16 protein-coding genes and 1 pseudogene are annotated in these 18,390 nt (G+C 72.9%); 5 read left to right on the top strand and 12 right to left on the bottom strand.

Annotated elements, in window-relative coordinates; translation table 11 throughout:
• Positions 1–73 precede the first annotated feature (73 nt).
• Positions 74–253: pseudogene (locus tag OHU34_RS09545) on the top strand (winged helix-turn-helix transcriptional regulator); the annotation flags it as partial.
• 16 nt (positions 254–269) lie between these two features.
• Here OHU34_RS09545 and OHU34_RS09540 read toward each other — a convergent pair.
• From OHU34_RS09540 to OHU34_RS09525, 4 genes are all read right to left on the bottom strand, one after another.
• Positions 270–692: a thioesterase family protein gene (locus tag OHU34_RS09540; protein WP_020125454.1), complete on the bottom strand. Its 423-nt coding sequence runs from the start codon at positions 690–692 to the stop codon at positions 270–272.
• Between the two features lie 59 nt (positions 693–751).
• Positions 752–1,438, bottom strand: a complete 687-nt coding sequence (locus OHU34_RS09535) for a hypothetical protein (RefSeq protein ID WP_405765825.1) — start codon at positions 1,436–1,438, stop codon at positions 752–754.
• A gap of 46 nt (positions 1,439–1,484) precedes the next feature.
• Complete coding sequence (locus tag OHU34_RS09530; protein ID WP_142266809.1) at positions 1,485–2,084, bottom strand: histidine phosphatase family protein; 600 nt, start codon at positions 2,082–2,084, stop codon at positions 1,485–1,487.
• Positions 2,085–2,824: 740 nt separating this feature from the next.
• Complete coding sequence (locus OHU34_RS09525; RefSeq protein WP_054243135.1) at positions 2,825–4,033, bottom strand: pyridoxal phosphate-dependent aminotransferase; 1,209 nt, start codon at positions 4,031–4,033, stop codon at positions 2,825–2,827.
• Between the two features lie 86 nt (positions 4,034–4,119).
• On the opposite strand from OHU34_RS09525, the gene OHU34_RS09520 reads away from it, so the two are divergent.
• The gene (locus tag OHU34_RS09520; protein ID WP_142266810.1) at positions 4,120–4,761 is read left to right on the top strand and encodes a helix-turn-helix domain-containing protein; all 642 of its coding nucleotides are present in this window, start codon (positions 4,120–4,122) and stop codon (positions 4,759–4,761) included.
• A 101-nt stretch (positions 4,762–4,862) separates the two neighbouring features.
• Here the strand turns inward: OHU34_RS09520 and OHU34_RS09515 are convergent, their stop codons facing one another.
• From OHU34_RS09515 to OHU34_RS09505, 3 genes are all read right to left on the bottom strand, one after another.
• Entirely contained in the window at positions 4,863–5,699 is an 837-nt protein-coding gene (locus tag OHU34_RS09515; RefSeq protein WP_142266811.1) for a hypothetical protein, read from the bottom strand.
• Entirely contained in the window at positions 5,699–6,961 is a 1,263-nt protein-coding gene (locus OHU34_RS09510) for a VWA domain-containing protein (RefSeq protein WP_142266812.1), read from the bottom strand. Before OHU34_RS09510 ends, OHU34_RS09515 begins: the two co-directional genes overlap by 1 nt.
• Before the next feature lie 101 nt (positions 6,962–7,062).
• On the bottom strand, positions 7,063–8,589 hold the full coding sequence (locus OHU34_RS09505; protein WP_405765821.1) for an IucA/IucC family protein: 1,527 nt from the start codon (positions 8,587–8,589) through the stop codon (positions 7,063–7,065).
• 101 nt (positions 8,590–8,690) lie between these two features.
• On the opposite strand from OHU34_RS09505, the gene OHU34_RS09500 reads away from it, so the two are divergent.
• Together OHU34_RS09500 and OHU34_RS09495 are read left to right on the top strand one after the other, a co-directional pair.
• Positions 8,691–10,256 (top strand): IucA/IucC family siderophore biosynthesis protein, encoded by a 1,566-nt coding sequence (locus tag OHU34_RS09500; RefSeq protein WP_142266814.1) that lies wholly within the window; start codon positions 8,691–8,693, stop codon positions 10,254–10,256.
• Between the two features lie 106 nt (positions 10,257–10,362).
• Complete coding sequence (locus OHU34_RS09495) at positions 10,363–11,865, top strand: amidohydrolase (RefSeq protein WP_142266815.1); 1,503 nt, start codon at positions 10,363–10,365, stop codon at positions 11,863–11,865.
• 72 nt (positions 11,866–11,937) lie between these two features.
• On the opposite strand, the gene OHU34_RS09490 is transcribed toward OHU34_RS09495, so the two are convergent.
• Both OHU34_RS09490 and OHU34_RS09485 read right to left on the bottom strand, forming a co-directional pair.
• A complete protein-coding gene (locus tag OHU34_RS09490) occupies positions 11,938–12,639 on the bottom strand; it encodes an SUMF1/EgtB/PvdO family nonheme iron enzyme (RefSeq protein ID WP_142266816.1) in 702 nt (233 codons plus the stop codon).
• A gap of 90 nt (positions 12,640–12,729) precedes the next feature.
• Positions 12,730–14,037, bottom strand: a complete 1,308-nt coding sequence (locus OHU34_RS09485) for a lysine N(6)-hydroxylase/L-ornithine N(5)-oxygenase family protein (protein ID WP_405765818.1) — start codon at positions 14,035–14,037, stop codon at positions 12,730–12,732.
• Between the two features lie 96 nt (positions 14,038–14,133).
• Between OHU34_RS09485 and OHU34_RS09480 the strand changes: the two genes are divergently transcribed.
• Positions 14,134–15,087 (top strand): methionyl-tRNA formyltransferase, encoded by a 954-nt coding sequence (locus tag OHU34_RS09480; protein ID WP_142266818.1) that lies wholly within the window; start codon positions 14,134–14,136, stop codon positions 15,085–15,087.
• A gap of 112 nt (positions 15,088–15,199) precedes the next feature.
• Here OHU34_RS09480 and OHU34_RS09475 read toward each other — a convergent pair whose 3' ends face one another.
• From OHU34_RS09475 to OHU34_RS09465, 3 genes are all read right to left on the bottom strand, one after another.
• Entirely contained in the window at positions 15,200–16,180 is a 981-nt protein-coding gene (locus OHU34_RS09475; RefSeq protein ID WP_230194277.1) for an ABC transporter ATP-binding protein, read from the bottom strand.
• A 4-nt stretch (positions 16,181–16,184) separates the two neighbouring features.
• Positions 16,185–17,225: a FecCD family ABC transporter permease gene (locus OHU34_RS09470; RefSeq protein ID WP_405772218.1), complete on the bottom strand. Its 1,041-nt coding sequence runs from the start codon at positions 17,223–17,225 to the stop codon at positions 16,185–16,187.
• 122 nt (positions 17,226–17,347) lie between these two features.
• Positions 17,348–18,373, bottom strand: coding sequence for an iron ABC transporter permease (locus OHU34_RS09465; RefSeq protein ID WP_200839849.1), 1,026 nt, complete (start codon positions 18,371–18,373; stop codon positions 17,348–17,350).
• Between the last annotated feature and the right edge of the window lie 17 nt (positions 18,374–18,390).

The raw sequence follows: 18,390 nt of genomic DNA, 5'->3' as shown, positions 1-18,390 counted from the left end.
CCCGGAATGCCGGCTGGCAGCCCTCCGCCGTGGCCGGCAGGAGTGGTGCGCCCCCGTCGAGCAGGTCGTCCGTGTGGTCACCCGCACGGTGCACCCGACGGTGCCGCCCAAGGTCGAGTACGAACTGACCCAGATGGCAACGGAGTTGCACGAGACCCTGCAACGTCTGACGAACTGGGCCGAGCGCAACAGGGTCTGTATCGCCGAGGCGCGGGCGGCCTACGACACCGAGCGGGAAACGGAGCCGGTGTGAGCGGAGCCGGTGTGAGCTACAGCCCGAACAGGCCGGGATCCGCGGCCAGTTCCTTGAAGTAGGCCGTCGGGTCGGCCACCATCCGGCGCTCCTTGAGGTCCAGCAGTCCGCCGACCGAGGAGAGCTGGGCGGACACCGTGCCGTCCGCCTTGCTGATGGTCTGCCGGATCCGGAACGTCTTGCCGCCGCCCCACTCGAAGACGCAGGTCACGTCGACCTCGTCGCCCGCCAGCAGTTCGCGCTGGTAGCGGATGGTCGTCTCCAGGGCTACCGGGCCCACCCCCTTGGCGAGCAGGCCGGCCTGGGTGATGCCCGCGGCCTGGAGCAGTGACCAGCGGGCGTGCTCCGCGTAGTTGATGTACACGCTCTGGTTGAGGTGCCCCTGCACGTCGGTCTCGTATCCGCGTACGGTGATCCGGACGGAGAACGGCTCGCTCACGGTGTCCCCTTCTCGCTTTCTCGATGTCGGTGCCCTGCCCATTGATCTTGGCATGTCCCTCACACCCGGCGTGGGGAGGCCAGCAGATAGCGAGCTCGCGTGCGGGGATCGGTGTGCTCGCCGGCCTGCCAGCCCGCCTTCTCCAGGGTGGCCGCGCAGGCCCGCAGGGTCGTGTCGTCCGGTCCGTGCACGGCGACCGCCTCCGGCTGCGGGGTCGCCCGTACCCGGTAGCCGTCGGTGCCCCGTGGGTCGGCGGGACGGTGGCCGGCCGCCTCCAGGGCCAGCGCGGCGGCCCGCACGAGGTGGGTGCGCTCCCAGCCGCACGGCCGGTCCGTGCCTCCGTCCGGGTTGGTCATCCGGCGCAGTTCGAGCAGGCCCTGCCAGGCGCTGTGCACCTCGCGGGTCCGGGCGGGAGCGCCGGCCGGCCCGATGTCCTGCTCGCCGCCGACGCGCGCGGCGAAGACGCCGGTGTCCGCGGTCGGCGGCTCGGCAGCGGCCTGCGGAGAGCCTGCCGCTGTGCCTGCCGTGGCGGCTTCGGGCGGTCGGGTGCCGGGCGCCGGTACGGCCTCTCGGGTCCGGTGCCCCGCCGGTGTCAGGAAGTGGTCGTGCGGCGGGCGCGGGTGCCGGAAGGCGAGCCCGTGCCGTACCAGTGCCGCCAGCTGTGTCCGGGTGCCGCGCAGCCGCCCGGTGACCGGGTCGGCGGCGTCGATCACACGCCGCTGGGCGGCGGACGGCGGTCGTGTCACGGCGTGCTCCCTTCGCGTGCCGCCCCGGTGGGGGTTTCATCGAAGGCTACGGCCCGGGTCTGACATTCCAGGCGGTGATCACCGGCCGCCCGTGCTCCGTGCCCAGCCGGCACAGTGTCCCCGTCGCCAGCTGGAACAGCGCTCCGGCCGAAGCGGGCAGTCCGAGTCTGCGGGCGGTCAGCACCCGCAGGAAGTGTCCGTGCGCCACCAGCACGACGCCTTGCCCGGCGTCGGTGTGCGCCGCGTCGACCTGGGCCAGCACTTGGTCGGCCCGCTCGCCGACCTGCTCGGGCGTCTCCCCGGGACGGTCGGGCGGGCCGGGCGCGACCCCGTCCGTGAACAGGAACCAGTCCGGTCGGGTCCGCTGGATCTCGGCCGTCGTGATGCCCTCGTAGCCGCCGTAGTCCCACTCCCGCAGGCCGGCGTCCACCTGGAACTCGCGCAGTCCGATCAGCTCCGCCGTCTCCCGCGCGCGCTGCGCAGGGCTGACGAACGCGGCCCCGATCCGCTGCGCACGGATCAGCGGCACCAGCCGTCGTGCCTCGTCCCGGCCGCGGTCGGTGAGGGGCACGTCCGTCGTTCCGGTGTGCCGGCCCGAGCGGGACCATTCGGTCTCCCCGTGCCGCACGAGAAACAGGTCGCCCACGCGCGCGTGCCCCTTCCTGCCGTGCCTCCCAGCACCGTGACACAGGTTTTCGAGGCCCGCAGGCCGGGCTGGGCCGGCCGGCCGATTCCGCACAGGACCGCCTCCCTCGGCCGGATGCCGGGATCACTCCTCTCCGATCAGGAGCGAGGCGTTTCGCGTACGCCGACGGCCCCTGCGCCGCGAGGCGTCGATCAGGCTGTCGTCCCCCACTTCGGGAACGCTCGAACCACCGGCCCCCGACGCGGAGTCGGGCCGGGGTCTTCTCCTCGTCGAGGTCCTGCCGGCCACTGGGGAGCGACGGGGGGCGACCCTGCACCAAGACGGTGAGGTGCGAGGTCGCGCTCGACCGAGTGCCGTTGCCGTCCCCTCTCTGTCACCCTGCCGGTCATGACGAACACTCAGTTCTGGGAAGCCGTCCTCTACTGGGGTTACGGACGTCTTTCGAGGCCTTCTGGATCGCGATGCAGTGGCAGGGGCACCGTCGTGTGCCGGGCACCGGGGTGTGCCTGATTCCCGTTGTGCGCCTCGTGCGGCGGAGCGTGTGCGAAAAGCGGGTCGACGCGTTGCTCACGGCGCTGGAGAACAACGGCGTACCCGTGGACGACCGGCCGGACAAGGAGCAGCTCGTCGACCGATGGCACCGGATCGCCGCCGGCCGGTGTGTCTCCGTGCTGGTCCCGTTCGTGCCCTGGTCGATTCTGGTGGTCTCCTTCGAATCGATGGGCGCCCCCGACGCCTACCTACTGCCGGTACCCGCTCAGGAACCGCCCGATCCGGCCGATCGCCGCCTCCAGGTCGTCCGCGTGCGGCAGGGTGAGGATGCGGAAGTGGTCGGGGGTCGGCCAGTTGAAGCCGGTGCCCTGCACGACCTGGATCTTCTCCCTCAGGAGGAGGTCCAGGACGAACTTCTCGTCGTCGTGGATCGGGTGCACCTTGGGGTCGATGCGCGGGAACGCGTACAGCGCGCCCTTGGGCTTCACGCACGACACGCCCGGGATCTCGTTGAGCTTCTCCCAGGCCGTCTCGCGCTGGTCGTAGAGCCTGCCGCCCGGCACCGTCAGCTCGTGGATGGACTGGCGGCCGCCGAGCGCCGCCTGGATGGCGTACTGGGCGGGGGCGTTGGCGCACAGGCGCATGGAGGCCAGCATGGTGAGGCCCTCCAGGTAGTCCTTGGCGTGCTGCCTGGGGCCGGTCACCACGAGCCAGCCCGAGCGGAAACCCGCCACCCGGTACGTCTTGGACAGGCCGCAGAACGTCAGGACCACCAGGTCGGGCGCGAGCGCGGCGGCCGAGTGGTGGACGGCGTCGTCGTAGAGGATCTGGTCGTAGATCTCGTCGGCGAAGACCATCAGACCGTGCCGGCGGGCCAGGTCGAGGATGCCCTCGATGATCTCCTTCGGGTAGACCGCGCCGGTGGGGTTGTTGGGGTTGATGATGACGACGGCCTTGGTGCGGTCGGTGATCTTGGACGCCATGTCGTCCAGGTCCGGGTACCACTCGGCCTGCTCGTCGCAGAGGTAGTGGACCGCCTTGCCGCCCGCGAGGGTGGTGACCGCCGTCCAGAGGGGGAAGTCCGGGGCCGGGATCAGGACCTCGTCACCGTCCTCGACCAGGGCCTGTACGGCCATGGAGACCAGCTCCGAAACGCCGTTGCCGAGGAAGACGTCGTCGACGCCGACCTCCAGACCCCGCTCCTGGTAGCGCTGGGCCACGGCGCGGCGGGCGGAGAGGACGCCCCGCGAGTCCGTGTAGCCGTGCGCCCGGGGGAGCATCCGGATCATGTCCTGGAGGATCTCCTCCGGCGCCTCGAAGCCGAAGGCCGCGGGGTTGCCGGTGTTCAGGCGCAGCACGCTGTGGCCCGCCGCCTCCAGCGCGTCGGCCTGCTCGATCACCGGGCCGCGGATCTCGTAACAGACCTCGCTCAGCTTGTTCGACTGCCGGAACTCCATGCGCGCTCGCCCCTCCGGTTCGTGTGTTGCTTGGTTTTACCAAGTTCCAGCTTGGAAAGTCCAACGACATGTCTAGACTGCGTGCCATGTCACCTCGCCGAAGCTACGACCAGTACTGTTCCGCCGCCCGTGCGCTCGACACCGTCGGCGACCGCTGGACCTTGCTGATCGTCCGGGAGCTGCTCGCCGGCCCGCGCCGTTACACGGACCTGCACGCCGATCTGCCGGGGGTGAGCACGGACGTGCTCGCCTCACGGCTGAAGGACATGGAGCGGGACGGGCTGACCACCCGGCGCCGGCTGCCCCCGCCGGGCGCGGCCTATGTGTACGAACTCACCGGACGCGGCCGGGGGTTGCTGCCCGTCCTGCAGGCCCTGGGCGAGTGGGGTGAAGGCGAACTCGGTGAGCGGCGGCCCACCGACGCCCTCCGTGCGCACTGGTTCGCGCTGCCTCTGCTGCGCAGGCTCGACGGCGAGGTGTCCGGGAGCGCGGGGCTCGTCGAAGTCCGGCTCGACGAAGGGGTCTTCCACCTGGACGTCGGCGCGCAGGACGGTCCGGTGTACGGCGACGGGCCCGTGCCCGGGGAGCCCGACGCGCGACTCGTCCTCGACACGGACACCTGCACGTCCGTCGCCCAGGGCGAGTTGGGCGTGCTCGACGCCGTGCGGGCCGGACGGATCGAGGTCGGCGGCGACGGCACCCTGGCCAAAGCGCTGCGGGAGGCCTGAGGCCGGGCGCCGGGGAGGGCGTCACGGACGGCGGCGCAGCGCATGACGGAAGGCCCGCCGCTGTACCGCGGCAGGCCTTCCGATGAGGCGTCACATGAGCGTCAGGCGACCGGCGGTACGTGCCGCGGGCGTCCCGACCCCCGGGTCAGCGTGTATCCGCCGATCCCGGCGAGGGCGGCCAGCACCGCGCCGATCGCGGTCCACACCCAGCGGTCGGACCACCAGCCGGACGCCCAGCCGTCGTCCGGCTCGATGCTCGACAGCACGGCCGTGGCCGACGAGTCATCGGCATCCTCCTCCTTGGCCCGGGACGTGACGGCGATGCCCGGGACCAGCGGCTTCGCCAGCGAGCCGTCGACGGCCGCGGCGCCCCCGATGTCCTTGGAGTCCACCCGCAGTTCCGTGCCGACCGGCAGACCGAGGTCGGCCGCCTTGAGGTCGAGGGCCGTCAGCCGGACGTAGTACGTGCCCGGCAGCGGGTCGTCGGCCCACGGCTCCGACCAGGCGCGGACCGTGCGCAGCACGCAGGTCAGCTCCACCGAGGCCGTGCCCTGGCCGGCGGTGCGCGTCTGGGCGCCGTACTGGCACGCCTGACGGCGCCGCAGACCGTCGTACACGTCGACCTGCCAGGTCTGCGTGGTGTGGGCCTGAGGCAGCTTCACCGTCGCCTTGACGGTGGGGCGTTGCCCGGAGTCCGCCGGGAACGACCAGTAGAGGTAGTCGCCCGCCGACCCGCTCGCCGTCGCCGTCTGGCCCTGGTCGATCTCCGTCGCCGTACGGAACGAGGTGCCCGCCTCGGTCGGCGCGGAGCTGTCGTCGGACGGGCTCGCCGACGGGGTGGAGTCGGCCGCGGCCGGTGCGGCCGCCGGTCCGAGCGCCAGCCCGAGCACCGGTCCCAGTGCCAGCAGGGTGTTGCTCAACACACGTGTGATACGCATCAGTTGGTCCTCCAGACCGCGACCCGCCAGCGGGACACCCAGCCCCACAGCACACCCGCGAGGAAGCCGAACAGCACCAGGACACCCAGCAGCCACCAGCCGCGGCCGAGACCGAAGGAGGCCACGTCGCTCGCCTGCGAGGGGCCGTCGACCACGTCCACGGTCAGCTCCAGCGGCATGCCCGGCGTGGTCTTCACCCCCGAGGCCGCCGAGTAGGAGTTGGTGACCTGCACGCACACCGTCTCGGCGGGCGCCTCGTCCTCGTCGCTCTCCGCCTTCGGGTAGCGCAGACCGGTCGAGATGACGTCGGTACGGCCGTTGCCGGCCGCCTCGCCGCGCACGATCTCCCGGCCGTGCACCGTGACCGCCCGCAGCAGCACCCCGTAGTCGGGGTTCATGGCCCGGTCCGCCGACACGCTCACCGAGGCGCGCAGCTCCTGGCCCGGCTCGACGTCGACCTTGTACCAGCGCTCCTGGCCGAACTCCTCGCGGTCGGTGTACAGCCCGGACTTCAGGGCCGGGGCCGCGGAACAGGAGGCCGCGCCCTCGGTGGCGACCGGCGTCACCACGGGGTCGGCGGCCCGGTCGACCAACTGGTTGACCCGGTCGGTGAGTTCGTCGGTGTGCTCCACCGAGGTGTAGGTGCCGCCGGTCGCCTCGGCGATGCAGCTGAGCTGCTGACGCATCTTGACGTTGGGCACCAGGCCGAGCGTGTCGATCGTCAGGCCGATGCCCTTCGCCGCGATCTCACGGGCCACCTCGCACGGGTCGAGCGGAGCGCAGGTGTCCTCGCCGTCACTGATCAGCACGATGCGCTTGGAGCCGGTGCCGCCGTCGAGATCGTCGGCGGCCTTCAGCAGGGCCGGGCCTATCGGCGTCCAGCCGGTCGGCGACAGGGTCGCCACCGCGGTCTTGGCCTCGGTCCGGTCCAGCGGGCCGACCGGGTAGAGCTGCGCGGTGTCCTTGCAGCCCGTTTTCTGGTCGTCGCCGGGGTAGTTGGCGCCCAGGGTGCGGATGCCCAGGAGAACGTTCTCCGGGGTCGCGTCCAGCACCTCGTTGAACGCCTGCTTGGCCGCGGCCATCCGCGTCCCGCCGTCCATGTCCTTCGTCCGCATCGAACCGCTGACGTCGAGGACCAGGTCGACCTTGGGCGCGGTGGCGGTGGTCTCGTCGGCGACCGCCCCGGCCGGGAACGCGATCCCCGCCGTGAGCGCGGCGAGCAGGGCGCAGACGCCCGCCGCCAGCCGTTGTGTTCTGATCATCGGCGGATCCTATTGATCAGAGGCGTCCGGCCACAAAACGGCGGGGGAACCGGTTTCGACATCCGGGCCGAACCTCGTCCCCGGCCGGCGCTCGTCGCCGCTCAACGTGCGTCCCCGGTCAGCGGGTTGGGCAACAGCGCCCACTGGTCCCCGGGCGCCCCCGCCGACAGCCGCATCAGCGTCAGCGCCTTTGCCGGAAGCGGTTCCTCGCACAACGCCACGAGGTCCGGCGAACGCGGGAGATCCCGGACGGCCGCCTCCAGGGCCGCCCGCAGGACCGGGCGGCTGCCCGCCGTCGCGGCCAGCGCGCCCGCGACCAGGGAGCCGAACAGCTTGCGCCGCAGCGCGGTCACGTCGTCCGTGCGGATCCGCTCGGGCAGTTCGTCCGGCAGCGGGATGCCGTGCCGGGCCAGTCGGGCCGGACTGACCCGGATGTCGGCCAGATCGCGGTAGACCAGCCGCAGCGGGGCGCCCGACGCCGACAGCACGACCAGCAGGTTCTGGCCGTGTGCCTCCAACGCCACGCCCAGCTCCAGCAGCCGCAGCCCGACGGTGAGCGCGAGACGGGCGAACTCCGCCAACCAGGCCCGGGAGGCGGGAAGATCGGTACCGGTGAGGGCGGCGACCGGGACGACGTGTTCGCCGGGCGCCCCGAACACGCTCGGCGACTCCCGGAACACGGCCGCCAGATCGGGGGAGTTCGCGGTGGCCGCGCCGAGGGTGCGGGTCATGTGCAGCAAGCCGTCCGTGTGCGGAGTCAGGGTCTCCGCGAACGCCGAAAGGGCTGCGGAGGCGGCGATGGAGCCGACGGAGATGTCCCGTACGGAGGAGGTGAGGCGGGTGCTCAGCGCGGTCTTGACGTGCGGGCCGTCACAGAGGGCGAGGGTGCGCAGCGACATCAGCGGATGCGCGTCGGCCTCCTGTTCGCAGGACCGCTTGAGCACGTGCGCCGCCTGCCACGGATGCACCGGGATCACCAGCCGCGTTCCGTCGCGCAGTTCCCGTGGCCACTCGCCCGACACCAGGCACTCGTCGGCCGGCACCGGCAGCAGCCCCAGCCGCACCGAGGGCCGGTGCTCGGGTCCGTACGCCAACTGCTCGGCCACCGAGAAGCCCGGCCGCGCACGGCAGTTGGGATGGTACGGATGCCCGTCCACCACCCGCTGCTCCCACTCCCAGTCGTGCACCGGCCACTCGCCCGGGTCCGGCAGGGAGGCGAGGCCGGGTTCCTGCCCGGCCCGGGACAGCGCCAGCGACGCGACACTGTGGCCGAGTTCGGCGGCGAGGCCCGCGCCGTGCGGCACGGCCAGCTCCGTCATCAGCCGCGCGGGATCGTCGTACGCCACGCCGTCCAGCCGTACGTCCGTCACATAGGCGGTGGTCGCGTACGGATCCGCGCGCGGGCCGTGCAGACGGCGGCCGTCGCGCAGCCGCAGCAGGCTCTCCCGGCCGGATCCCCCGCGGTGCGCGATCCACGGCAGGGGTTCGTGGACGAACGCCCGCCACAGCCGGGTCAGCACGGCCGCCCGCGCGCCGGGCAGCGCGGCCGTGTACCGCGGGCCGAGAGAGGGGCGTACGGCGGCCAGTTCCGTGGCCAGCTCGGCCTCGGCGGTGGGGGGACGGTGCACGGGTGGGCTCCTGAGGGTGCGGGTACGACGTCACGGAGAGGCTGTGACGACGCGATAATGATCGTCTCCGCCCGGAAGAACCGTAGGGAACCAGGGAACCAGTGGATCGCGTGGACCTCATCCCCCCGCCCGCCGAGGCCGCGGCGTCCGCCGACGGCGTCGCCGAGCGCGCCGACGCCCACGCGGCGGCGCCGCTGCTCAACTGCCTGCTGCGGGAGGTCGCCGAACCGCTGCCCGGCCCACCGGGCGGCGACGGCCGGTCGGTGTACCGGCTGCCCGGCGACGGGTCGCCCGACGGCGCCCGGCTGCTGCGCGTGCGCGGCACCCGGCGGCCCGCCGAGCCCGAGGTGTACACGGCGGGCGCCTGGCACCGCCTCGGTCATACCGCGCTCGTCGATCTGGTCGCCGAGGTGTTGCGCGGGCACACCGGGCTGGCCAACCGGGAACTGCCCGCCGAGATGAGCGACAGCAGGGACGTGGTCGCCGCGATGCTCACCGCACGCGCGCGGGCCACCCCGCCGCCCGGCCCCTATCTGCGCTCCGAGCAGTCCCTGCTCACCGGCCATCCCCACCATCCCGCCCCCAAGGCGCGCGGTGGCGGCCCGCCGGCCGGCTGGCTGCCGTACGCCCCGGAGGCCCACGCGCGCTTTCCGCTGGTCCTGCTGGGGCTGCGCGAGGACGCGGTCGTCGAGGAGGGCGACACCCGCGCGCTGGACGCCCTCGGCACGGCCCCGCCCGGCTACCGGCTGCTGCCCGCCCACCCATGGCAGCTCGAGCTGGCCGGCCGGGAGCTCGCGCCGGCCTTCGCCGACGGCCGCCTGGTCCGGCTCGGCGCGACCGGCTTCGAGGCCTGGCCGACGGCCGCCGTGCGGACGGTCTACACACCGGAGCGGGACCTCTGTCTGAAGTTCAGCCTCGACGTCCGCATCACCAACGACATCCGCCGGCTGTGGCGGCACGACCTGCTGAAACTGCGACGGACCGACGAGGCGGTGGTCCGGGCCTTCGCGGCGGGCGGCGGGCGCGCGGCGCGCGGCCCGGCCCCGGCGGTCTGGCTGAGCGACCGCGGATACCGCACCGCCGACTTCGCCTTCGAGGCGCTCGCGGTCCTGGTCCGCGACGGGCTGGAAGACGCTCTGCCGCCCGGCACGACCCCGCTGCTCGCCGCGGGACTCGTGGAGGGCTTCGACGGCAGCCCGCCGGCCGCCGCGTCGGACCCGGCCACCTGGTGGGAGGCCTATCTCGCCGTCGTCGTCCCCCCGGCGCTGACGGCCTTCGCCGACCACGGTGTCGTCCTCGAGGCGCATCTTCAGAACACGCTCATCGCCGTGGACGCCGACGGCACCCCCGTGCAGGCCCTGTTCCGGGACGCCGAGGGCGTGAAACTGCTGCCGGAGGTGGAGCGGGCGGCCGGCTGGGAGCGCCTGGTCTACTGCCTGGTGGTGAACCATCTGTGGGAGGTCGCGGCGGCGCTCGCCGAACGTCACCCCGGCTTCGACCCCTGGCCCGCCGTACGCCGTGAACTGGGCCGCCACGACCTTCCCGAGGCCGCCGCCCTGCTGACCGCGCCCACCCTGCCCGGCAAGACGAACCTGCTGCTGCGCTGGACGGGTGCGGACGGCGCCGACGCCCGCTATCTGCCGCTGCCCAACCCGCTCCTTCGGTGACGCCGGACAGGGGACGGAAGAGCGATCATTGGATAAGGTAAGGCTCACTTTACTTGGCGGGTGGTTCCGGGGTGGCGCGAGACGCCCGTCGCAGAGGGAGGCTCCTATGGCGGACCACGCAAGCGCCGCGCTGACGCTCGACCGGGCGCGGCTCGGCGCCGGCGGTCCGCTCACCCGGCTGCGGATCGCGGACGGCCGGGTCACCCATGTCGTCGCGGAGGCCGAGACCGGGGGACGGGCGGGGGAGGCCGACGACGGGCGGGTCGTCGACCTGGACGGACGGGTGCTGCTGCCCGGTTTGTGGGACGCCCACGTCCACATGGCGGAGTGGGCGAGCGCCCGGCACCGCCTGGACCTGGCCGGGACCGCCTCCGCGCGGGCGGTGGCCGACCTGGTCCGGGAACGCGGTGGCGCGGCGCCCGACGGCACGGTGCTCTTCGGATACGGATTCCGGGACGGCCTGTGGCCCGACGCCCCGCACAAGCGGCTCCTCGACGCCGTCCTGCCCGACCGGCCGGTCGCCCTGGTCAGCGCCGATCTGCACGCCGCGTGGCTGAACTCGGCCGGTCTCGCCCTCGTCGGGCGCGGCGACCACCCCACCGGCCTGGTCAGGGAGACCGAGTGCCACGAGGTCCTCTCCGCGCTCCCCCAGGCGCCGGCCGCGGTGGTCGACGGCTGGATCGCGGAGGCCTGCGAGGCGGCCGCCGCGCGCGGGGTCACCGGTGTCATCGACTTCCAGTTCGGCGACACGGTCGCGGACTGGGAGCGGCGCTCGGCCGCGGGCCGGCCGGCCGTGCGGGTGTCGGCCGCGATCTACCCGAGCCGCCTGGACACGGCCGTCGAGCGGGGACTGCGCACGGGGGACGAGGTCGGCGCGCCCGGCGGCCCGGTACGGGTGGGCCCGCTGAAGCTCTTCACCGACGGCTCGCTCAACACCCGTACCGCGCTGTGCCGTGATCCCTATCCGGGGCTGGAGGGCACGGACGGTTCCCACGGCATCGAGGAGACGTCACCGCGCGAGCTGGTGCGGCTCATGCGGCGGGCCGCCGCGCACGGGATCGAACCCGCGGTGCACGCCATCGGCGACCACGCCAACACGCTGGCCCTGGACGCCTTCGAGGCGGTGCGCTGCCGAGGCCGGATCGAACACGCGCAGCTGCTGAGCCCCGAGGACATCCCGAGGTTCGCCCGCCTGGGCGTCACGGCGGGGGTGCAGCCCCGGCACGCGACGGACGACCGTGACGTGGCGGACCGGCACTGGGCCGGACGCACCGGACGCGCCTTCGCCTACGCCGATCTGCTCGCCGCCGGGGCCCGGCTGGAGTTCGGCTCCGACGCCCCCGTCTCGGCCCTCGACCCGTGGCTCGCCATCGCGTCGGCCGTCGGCCGGACCGACGACGAACGCCCCGCCTGGCACCCGGAGCAGCGCCTGTCCGTCCAGGACGCGCTGGTCGCGGCGGCCCGCGGACGCCGGCTCATCCGGGTCGGCGACCCGGCCGACCTGGTGGTCGTCGACGTGGACCCGTCGGTGGTCGGCCCGGACGTCCTGCGCGCGATGCCGGTGCACGCCACGATGACGGACGGCCGCTGGACCCACGGACCGTACTGAGGCGCGGAGCGGGCGGCGCGGCCCCCGCGCCGCCCGCTCCGTCCGCGGGCGAGGGCTGACGCGAACCGGTCCTCACGCGAGGGATCGCGCGATGCGGAAACCTACGTCGTCGACCTGGAAGGTCGGGTGGCTGCGGCGCCGCGCGGAGGCCCGGCAACTCCAGTGCTCGTCGAACCAGCCACCGCCGCGGAGCACCCGGTAGGTGCCGTAGACCTCGGCGTCGTAGACGTCCCAGCACCAGTCCCAGACGTTGCCGAGCATGTCGTGAAATCCCCATGGGTTGGGGTGTTTGCCGCCCACGGAGTGGATGCGCTCGTGCGAGTTGCCGCGGTACCAGGCGATCTCGTCGAGTTCCCCGTAGCGCGGTCCGGTCGTACCGGCACGGCACGCGTGCTCCCATTCGGCTTCGGTCGGCAGCCGGTACCCGTCGGCGGACGCGTCCCACTCGATCCCTTCGCCGTCGATCCCTTCGTCGTCGGCCCCTTCGTCGTCGGCGCCGAAGTGGTACGCGGGCGTGCACCCGTCGCGCCGGGACAGGGAGTTGCAGAACCTCGCCGCCTCCCACCAGGAGACGCACTCGACGGGCAGCCGGTCCCCTTGGGCGGTACTCGGCCGCCGGCCTGTGATCTGCGCGTACAACGCCTGGGTGACCGGGCCTGCCGCGAGCTCGTAGGGCGCGAGCTCGACCGACCAACTGCGCTGCGTCCGCCGGTCCGACAGCGTCACCTGTCCCGGCGGGACGGCGATCATCTCGTTCCCCGTGAGCACGTCCATGGTCAGGAGATCCTAACGAGACCGGGCAGCCCGGACGGACCCCGGGCCCGGAAGGGACCGTACCCTCCGGCCCCGGGGAGTTCGGGGGGGTCAGGCCGTCGGCCGGCCGGCCAGTACGGAGCGGTGGACCTCCTCCGCCCGGACGGCGACGGTCGACAGCAGGGTGCTGGTCAGCCCGTGGGTGTGCTCGGTTCCGCCCTGGAGATAGAGGCCGGCCGTCACCTCCGGCACGGTCTCCACCCGGTGGTCCCGGCCCACACGGACCTCGTCCCCGTCGTCCCGGAGGCAGAGCTTGGCCGCCTCGCCGAGCAGCGACGCCAGATGGCGCGGCCGGTAACCCGTGGCCAGCACCAGCACGTCGGCGGCGAGCACCTGCCGCTCACCGGTGGGCAGGAACTCCACGGCGACCTCGAGTCCGCCGTCCGTACCGGGGTCGACGGCGCGGATCCGCGAGACGTTGAGGAAGCGCAGCCGCTCCCGGCCCGCCACCTTCTCCCGGTACGAGGTGGCGTACAGGGCCTCGATCAACTCCATGTCGACAACGGAGTAGTTGGTGGAGCGGTGATAGTCGATCAGCGACTGCTTGACCTCGGAGGGCGCCGAGAAGTAGACGTCGACCGCCTCCGGGTCGAAGATGCGGTTCGCGAACGGGCTGTCGTCGGCCGGGGTGTAGCCGTACTTGGCGAAGACCGAGCACACCTCGGCCTCGGGGAAGGTGCGGTGCAGGTAGTCCACCGCCTCGGCCGCGCTCTGGCCGGCGCCGAGCACGACGGCCCGCCGCACCGGCTCACCCGCCGCACCCAGTCGCGTGGCGCGGGGGATCAACTCACTGTTGTGCCATACGCGTTCGGCGAGTTCCAGACCCGGCGGCACATGCGGCTCCAGCCCCATGGCCACGCTGACGTTGCGGGTCCTGCGGGTCACGGTCTCGCCGGAACCCGCGGTGTCGCGGCAGGTGACGTCGAAGAAGGCCACCTCGCCGTCCTCGTCGCGCACCGGGTCGACACAGACCACCTCGCTGCCGTACGAGACCAGGTGGGAGACCCGGGCGGCGGCCCACTCGAAGTACTCGTGGAACTCCATCCGCAGCGGGAAGAGGGTTTTCTGGTTCAGGAAGTCGATCAGTCTGCCCCGCTCGCGCAGGAAGCAGAGGAAGCTGTAGTCGCTGGTCGGATTGCGCAGGGTGACAAGGTCCTTGAGGAAGGACACCTGCATGGTGGCGTCGTCGATGAGCATGCCGCGGTGCCAGCCGAAGCGCGGCTGGCGCTCCAGGAACAGGGCGTTGAGGCGGCGGTCTGCCGGAAGGCCCGTGTTGTGCTCCTCGACCGCTATGGACAGAGCGAGATTTGATGGACCGAATCCGATTCCGATGACGTCGTGGATGACGTCGGTACCCATGAGCGGTGACTTCACCTTGGCATCGCCTCCTCAGGCAGGCCCATGCTAGATAAGGTAAGGCTTACCTTGCAATGAGTCGTTGAAGGGAAGGACGTCATGCGGGTCGTCATGCTCGGCTACCAGACCTGGGGTCACCGCACGCTTCAGGCGCTGCTGGACTCCGACCACGAGGTCGTCCTCGTCGTCACCCATCCGAAGAGCGAGCACGCCTACGAGAAGATATGGGACGACAACGTCGCCGAACTCGCCGAGAAGAACGACGTACCCGTCCTGCTGCGCAACCGTCCCGACGACGCCGAACTCCTGGCCGCGGTGGCGGACGCCCGGCCGGACATCATCGTCGCCAACAACTGGCGGACCTGGCTGCCCCCCGAGCTGTTCGACCTGCCGCCGCACGGCACCCTCAACATCCACGACTCGCTGCTGCCGTCGTACGCGGGCTTCTCGCCGATCATCTGGGCGCTGATCAACGGCGAGGCGCGCGTCGGCGTGACCGCGCACCGGATGAACACCGAACTCGACGCCGGGGACGTCCTGGTGCAGCGTTCGGTGCCGGTGGGGCCCACCGACACGGCGACCGACCTGTTCCACCGGACGGTCGACCTCATCGCGCCCATCGTGCGGGAATCGCTCGACCTGATCGCCTCCGGCCGGGACGCCGGCCGGTGGGTGCCGCAGGACCGTGCCCGGGCCGGCTTCTTCCACAAGCGGTCGGCGGAGGACAGCCGGATCGACTGGAGTTGGCCCGCGGAACGGCTGGAACGGCTCGTACGGGCCCAGTCGGACCCGTACCCGAACGCGTACGCCTTCCACCGGGGTCAGCGGCTGAGGATCGTCTCGGCGGCCGTGTCGCAGGGGTGCTACGGCGGCACGCCGGGCCGGATCTTCATCCGGGAGGGGGACGGCGTCGTCGTGGTGGCGGGCGCCGAGTCCTGGTCGGGCCGCTGCCGGGGTCTCCTCGTGCGGCGGGTGCGCACCGACGACGGCACCGAGTACGCGGCCACCGACTGGTTCCGCACCATGGGCGGGTATCTGACGTCCCGTCCCTGACGTCCGGCCCTGAGGACCTGGACCGGAACCCGAGCGGGGGCGGGAGGGCGAAGGGCGAACGGCTGTACCGGACGGGTCCCCGGCCATGCCGGGGCGGGGACCCGTCGCCGGGTCAGTCGACGATCGCCGCCGGCCTCGCGTCCTCGGCCGGGACCTCGCCGTCGTGGTGGTGCCGGCCCAGCGGGATGACCAGCGGAGTCCCGCTGACCGGGTCGGGGGTGATCCGGCAGCGCAGGTCGAAGACGTCCTCGACGGTGGCCTCGGTGACCACCTCGGCGGGCGGGCCCTCGGCGACGATGCGGCCCGCCTTCATCGCGATGACGTGATCGGCGTACCGGCACGCCTGGTTGAGGTCGTGCAGCACCATCACCACCGTGCGTCCCTCACGCCGGTTGAGGTCCGTGATCAGGTCCAGCACGTCGATCTGGTGGGCGAGGTCCAGATAGGTCGTCGGTTCGTCCAGGAGCAGGACGGGGGTGCCCTGGGCGACCGCCATCGCGATCCACGCGCGCTGCCGCTGACCACCGGAGAGCTCGTCGACCGGACGGTCGGCGAGGTCGGTCAGCCCGGTCGCCGCCAGCGCCCCGTGCACGGCCTCCTCGTCCGCCGCGGACCACTGCCGCCACCAGGTCTGGTGCGGTGAACGGCCCCTGCCCACCAGGTCGAAGACGGTCAGCCCCTCCGGCGCCACCGGCGTCTGCGGCAGGATGCCCAGGGTGCGCGCGAGTTCGCGGGTCGGTACGGACCGCAGGGCCACGCCGTCCAGTTCCACGACGCCCCGGCGCGGTGCCAGCAGCCGGGCCAGCGCGCGCAACAGGGTGGACTTGCCGCAGGCGTTGGCCCCGACGATGGCGGTGATCCGGCCGGTCGGCACGCTGAGATCCAGATCCTCCACCACCGACCGTCCGTCGTAGGCGAGATGCAGGCTCCTGGCCCGCAACTCCGGCCCGGCGGACGGCGGATGAGCGGCACCCGGGTCCGTGCCGTGCGCGCCGGCGCCGGACGGAAGGGGGACGCCGGCGCCGGACGGTCGAAGGACGCCGCCGGTCTTCGGCTCGGTCGGCCGCGGGGTGCGAGGGTCGGTGGTCGACATGGGATCAGCCTCCAGAGCCCGCGCGGTTGGCGCGGATGAGCAGCCACAGCAGGACCGGCGCGCCCAGGGCGCCGGTGACGATCCCGACCGGCAGTTCCGTCCCGGGGATCGCCTCGCGGGCGAGGAGATCCGAGCCGAGGACGACCAACGCGCCGGTGAGACCGGAGACGATCGGGGGCGGCGACGCGGTGCCCGCCAGCCGCTGGGCGATCTGCGGACAGGCCAGGGCCACGAAGGCCACCGGACCGGCCGCCGCCGTGCCGAAGGCGACCAGTCCCACCCCGGCCAGCAGCAGGGCCAGCCGGACCGGCTGGACCGGCGTGCCGAGCCCCGCGGCCACGTCGTCGCCGAGCTGGAGGGTACGCATCCAGCGGCCCATGGCCAGGGTGACCGGCAGCAGCACGGCCATGGCGAGGGCCAGCGAGTCCACCTGGTCCCAGGTCCGGCCGTTGAGGTTGCCGACCAGCCAGCCGATGGCCTCCTGCGCCTGGAACCGGCTGCCGCGCGCCACGAGGAAGTCGGTGGCGCTGGTGCAGATCCAGGACACGCCGATACCGACGAGGATGATGCGGTACCCGGTGGTCCCGCCCTTCCACGCCAGCGCGTAGACGACCAGCGCGGTCGCCAGGGCGCCCAGCAGCCCCAGCGTCGACAGCCCGAGGCCGCCCGTCCAGCCGAGAACGACGGCCGCCACCACGGCCGTTCCGGCGCCCTCGGTCAGCCCGATCATGTCGGGGCTGGCCAGCGGGTTGCGGGTCATCGTCTGGAACACGGCCCCCGAGACGCCGAACGCGATGCCGACCAGCAGCCCGGTCAGCGCGCGCGGCAGCCGCAGGTCCTGTACGACGACGACCGTGCCGGGGTCGCCCGCGCCGCCGAGCGCCCTGACGACGTCGGTGAAGGGCACCGGGTAGTCGCCGAGGGTGAGACCCCGGCAGAACAGCAGGAACGCGCCGGCGGCGACGAGCACTCCGGTCAGTACCAGGCGCGGGCGCAGTACGCCGGAGACCGGGGGAAAGGCCAGCCGGAACGGCCGGCCGTGCAGCGCGGGGTGCGGGGGGACGGCGGGGGAAGCGTGGACGGCCGGTGTGGCCGGGGACCGCGCTGGGGTGGGCGACTGTGCTGGTGTCGGGGACTGTGCTGTGTCCGGGGGCTGTGCGGGCACGCTCACACCTCCGCGAGCTTACGGCGGCGGACCAGGGCGATGAAGAACGGGCCGCCGAGGAAGGCGACGAGGACGCCGGCCTGGATCTCGGTGGGCCGGGCCAGCGTCCGGCCGAGGATGTCGGCGGACAGCAGCAGTACGGGTGCGAGGGCGGCGGACAGCGGCAGCAGCCAGCGGTGGTCGGGGCCGATCCCGGCGTACTGGGCGAGGACCCGCGCGATGTGCGGCACGACCAGACCGAGGAAGACCACGGGACCGATGACGGCGACCGACGCGCCGGTCAGCAGCATCACCGCGGTGACCCCCTGGAGGCGGACCGGGCCGAGCCGCCGGCCCAGCGAGGCGGCCACGTCGTCGCCGAGGGCCATGCTGTTGAGGGCGGGCGCGCAGGACAGGGCGAGGACGGCGCCGACGGCGAGGAAGGGCAGGATGCGCAGCAGTTCGCCGGAGTCCTGGTCGGCCAGTGAGCCGGCCGACCAGAAGCGGTAGCGGTCCAGGGCGTCCTGGTCGGTCAGCACCACGGCGCTGGTGAGCGACGACAGCAGTGAGGTGACGGCGACCCCGGCGAGCGCCAGTTTCACGGGCGTGGCCCCGGAACGGCCCAGCCGCCCCAGGGAGAAGACCAGGACGCTCGCGGCGAGTGCTCCGCCGAACGCGAACCACACATAGCCGTAGAGCGATCCGACCCCGAACACCGCGACCGCCAGCACGATCGCGAAGGACGCCCCGGCGCTGACGCCGAGGATGCCGGGGTCCGCGAGCGGGTTGCGGGTGAGGGCCTGCATCAGCGCGCCGGACAGGCCGAGCGCGGCGCCCGTCGTCAGGCCCAGCAAAGTGCGGGGGACCCGCACCGACCAGACGACGTTGTCGACGAGGCGGTTGGGCGGATGGCCGAGGACCGCGCGGACCACCTGGTCGAGCGGGACGTTCAGCGCGCCCAGTGCCACGGACAGCAGGGACAGGGCGATGAGGAGGGCGACGACGCATGTCACCAGCACCGTGGTGCGAAGCCTTCTGCCTGAAGCCACTTGCCGGTCTCCATGTC

The sequence above is a fragment of the Streptomyces sp. NBC_00080 genome, assembly GCF_045041255.1.
GTDB lineage: Bacteria > Actinomycetota > Actinomycetes > Streptomycetales > Streptomycetaceae > Streptomyces > Streptomyces coriariae.
Note: the sequence above shows the minus strand (reverse complement) of the source record. Positions and strands in the feature narration are given on the sequence as shown.

Coding starts and splice junctions, on each gene's coding strand:
- OHU34_RS09515 (WP_142266811.1), bottom strand. CDS start 5,699: ATGCGTATCACACGTGTGTTGAGCAACACCCTGCTGGCACTGGGACCG.
- OHU34_RS09485 (WP_405765818.1), bottom strand. CDS start 14,037: ATGGGTACCGACGTCATCCACGACGTCATCGGAATCGGATTCGGTCCA.
- OHU34_RS09490 (WP_142266816.1), bottom strand. CDS start 12,639: ATGGACGTGCTCACGGGGAACGAGATGATCGCCGTCCCGCCGGGACAG.
- OHU34_RS09525 (WP_054243135.1), bottom strand. CDS start 4,033: ATGGAGTTCCGGCAGTCGAACAAGCTGAGCGAGGTCTGTTACGAGATC.
- OHU34_RS09480 (WP_142266818.1), top strand. CDS start 14,134: ATGCGGGTCGTCATGCTCGGCTACCAGACCTGGGGTCACCGCACGCTT.
- OHU34_RS09510 (WP_142266812.1), bottom strand. CDS start 6,961: ATGATCAGAACACAACGGCTGGCGGCGGGCGTCTGCGCCCTGCTCGCC.
- OHU34_RS09520 (WP_142266810.1), top strand. CDS start 4,120: ATGTCACCTCGCCGAAGCTACGACCAGTACTGTTCCGCCGCCCGTGCG.
- OHU34_RS09475 (WP_230194277.1), bottom strand. CDS start 16,180: ATGTCGACCACCGACCCTCGCACCCCGCGGCCGACCGAGCCGAAGACC.
- OHU34_RS09495 (WP_142266815.1), top strand. CDS start 10,363: ATGGCGGACCACGCAAGCGCCGCGCTGACGCTCGACCGGGCGCGGCTC.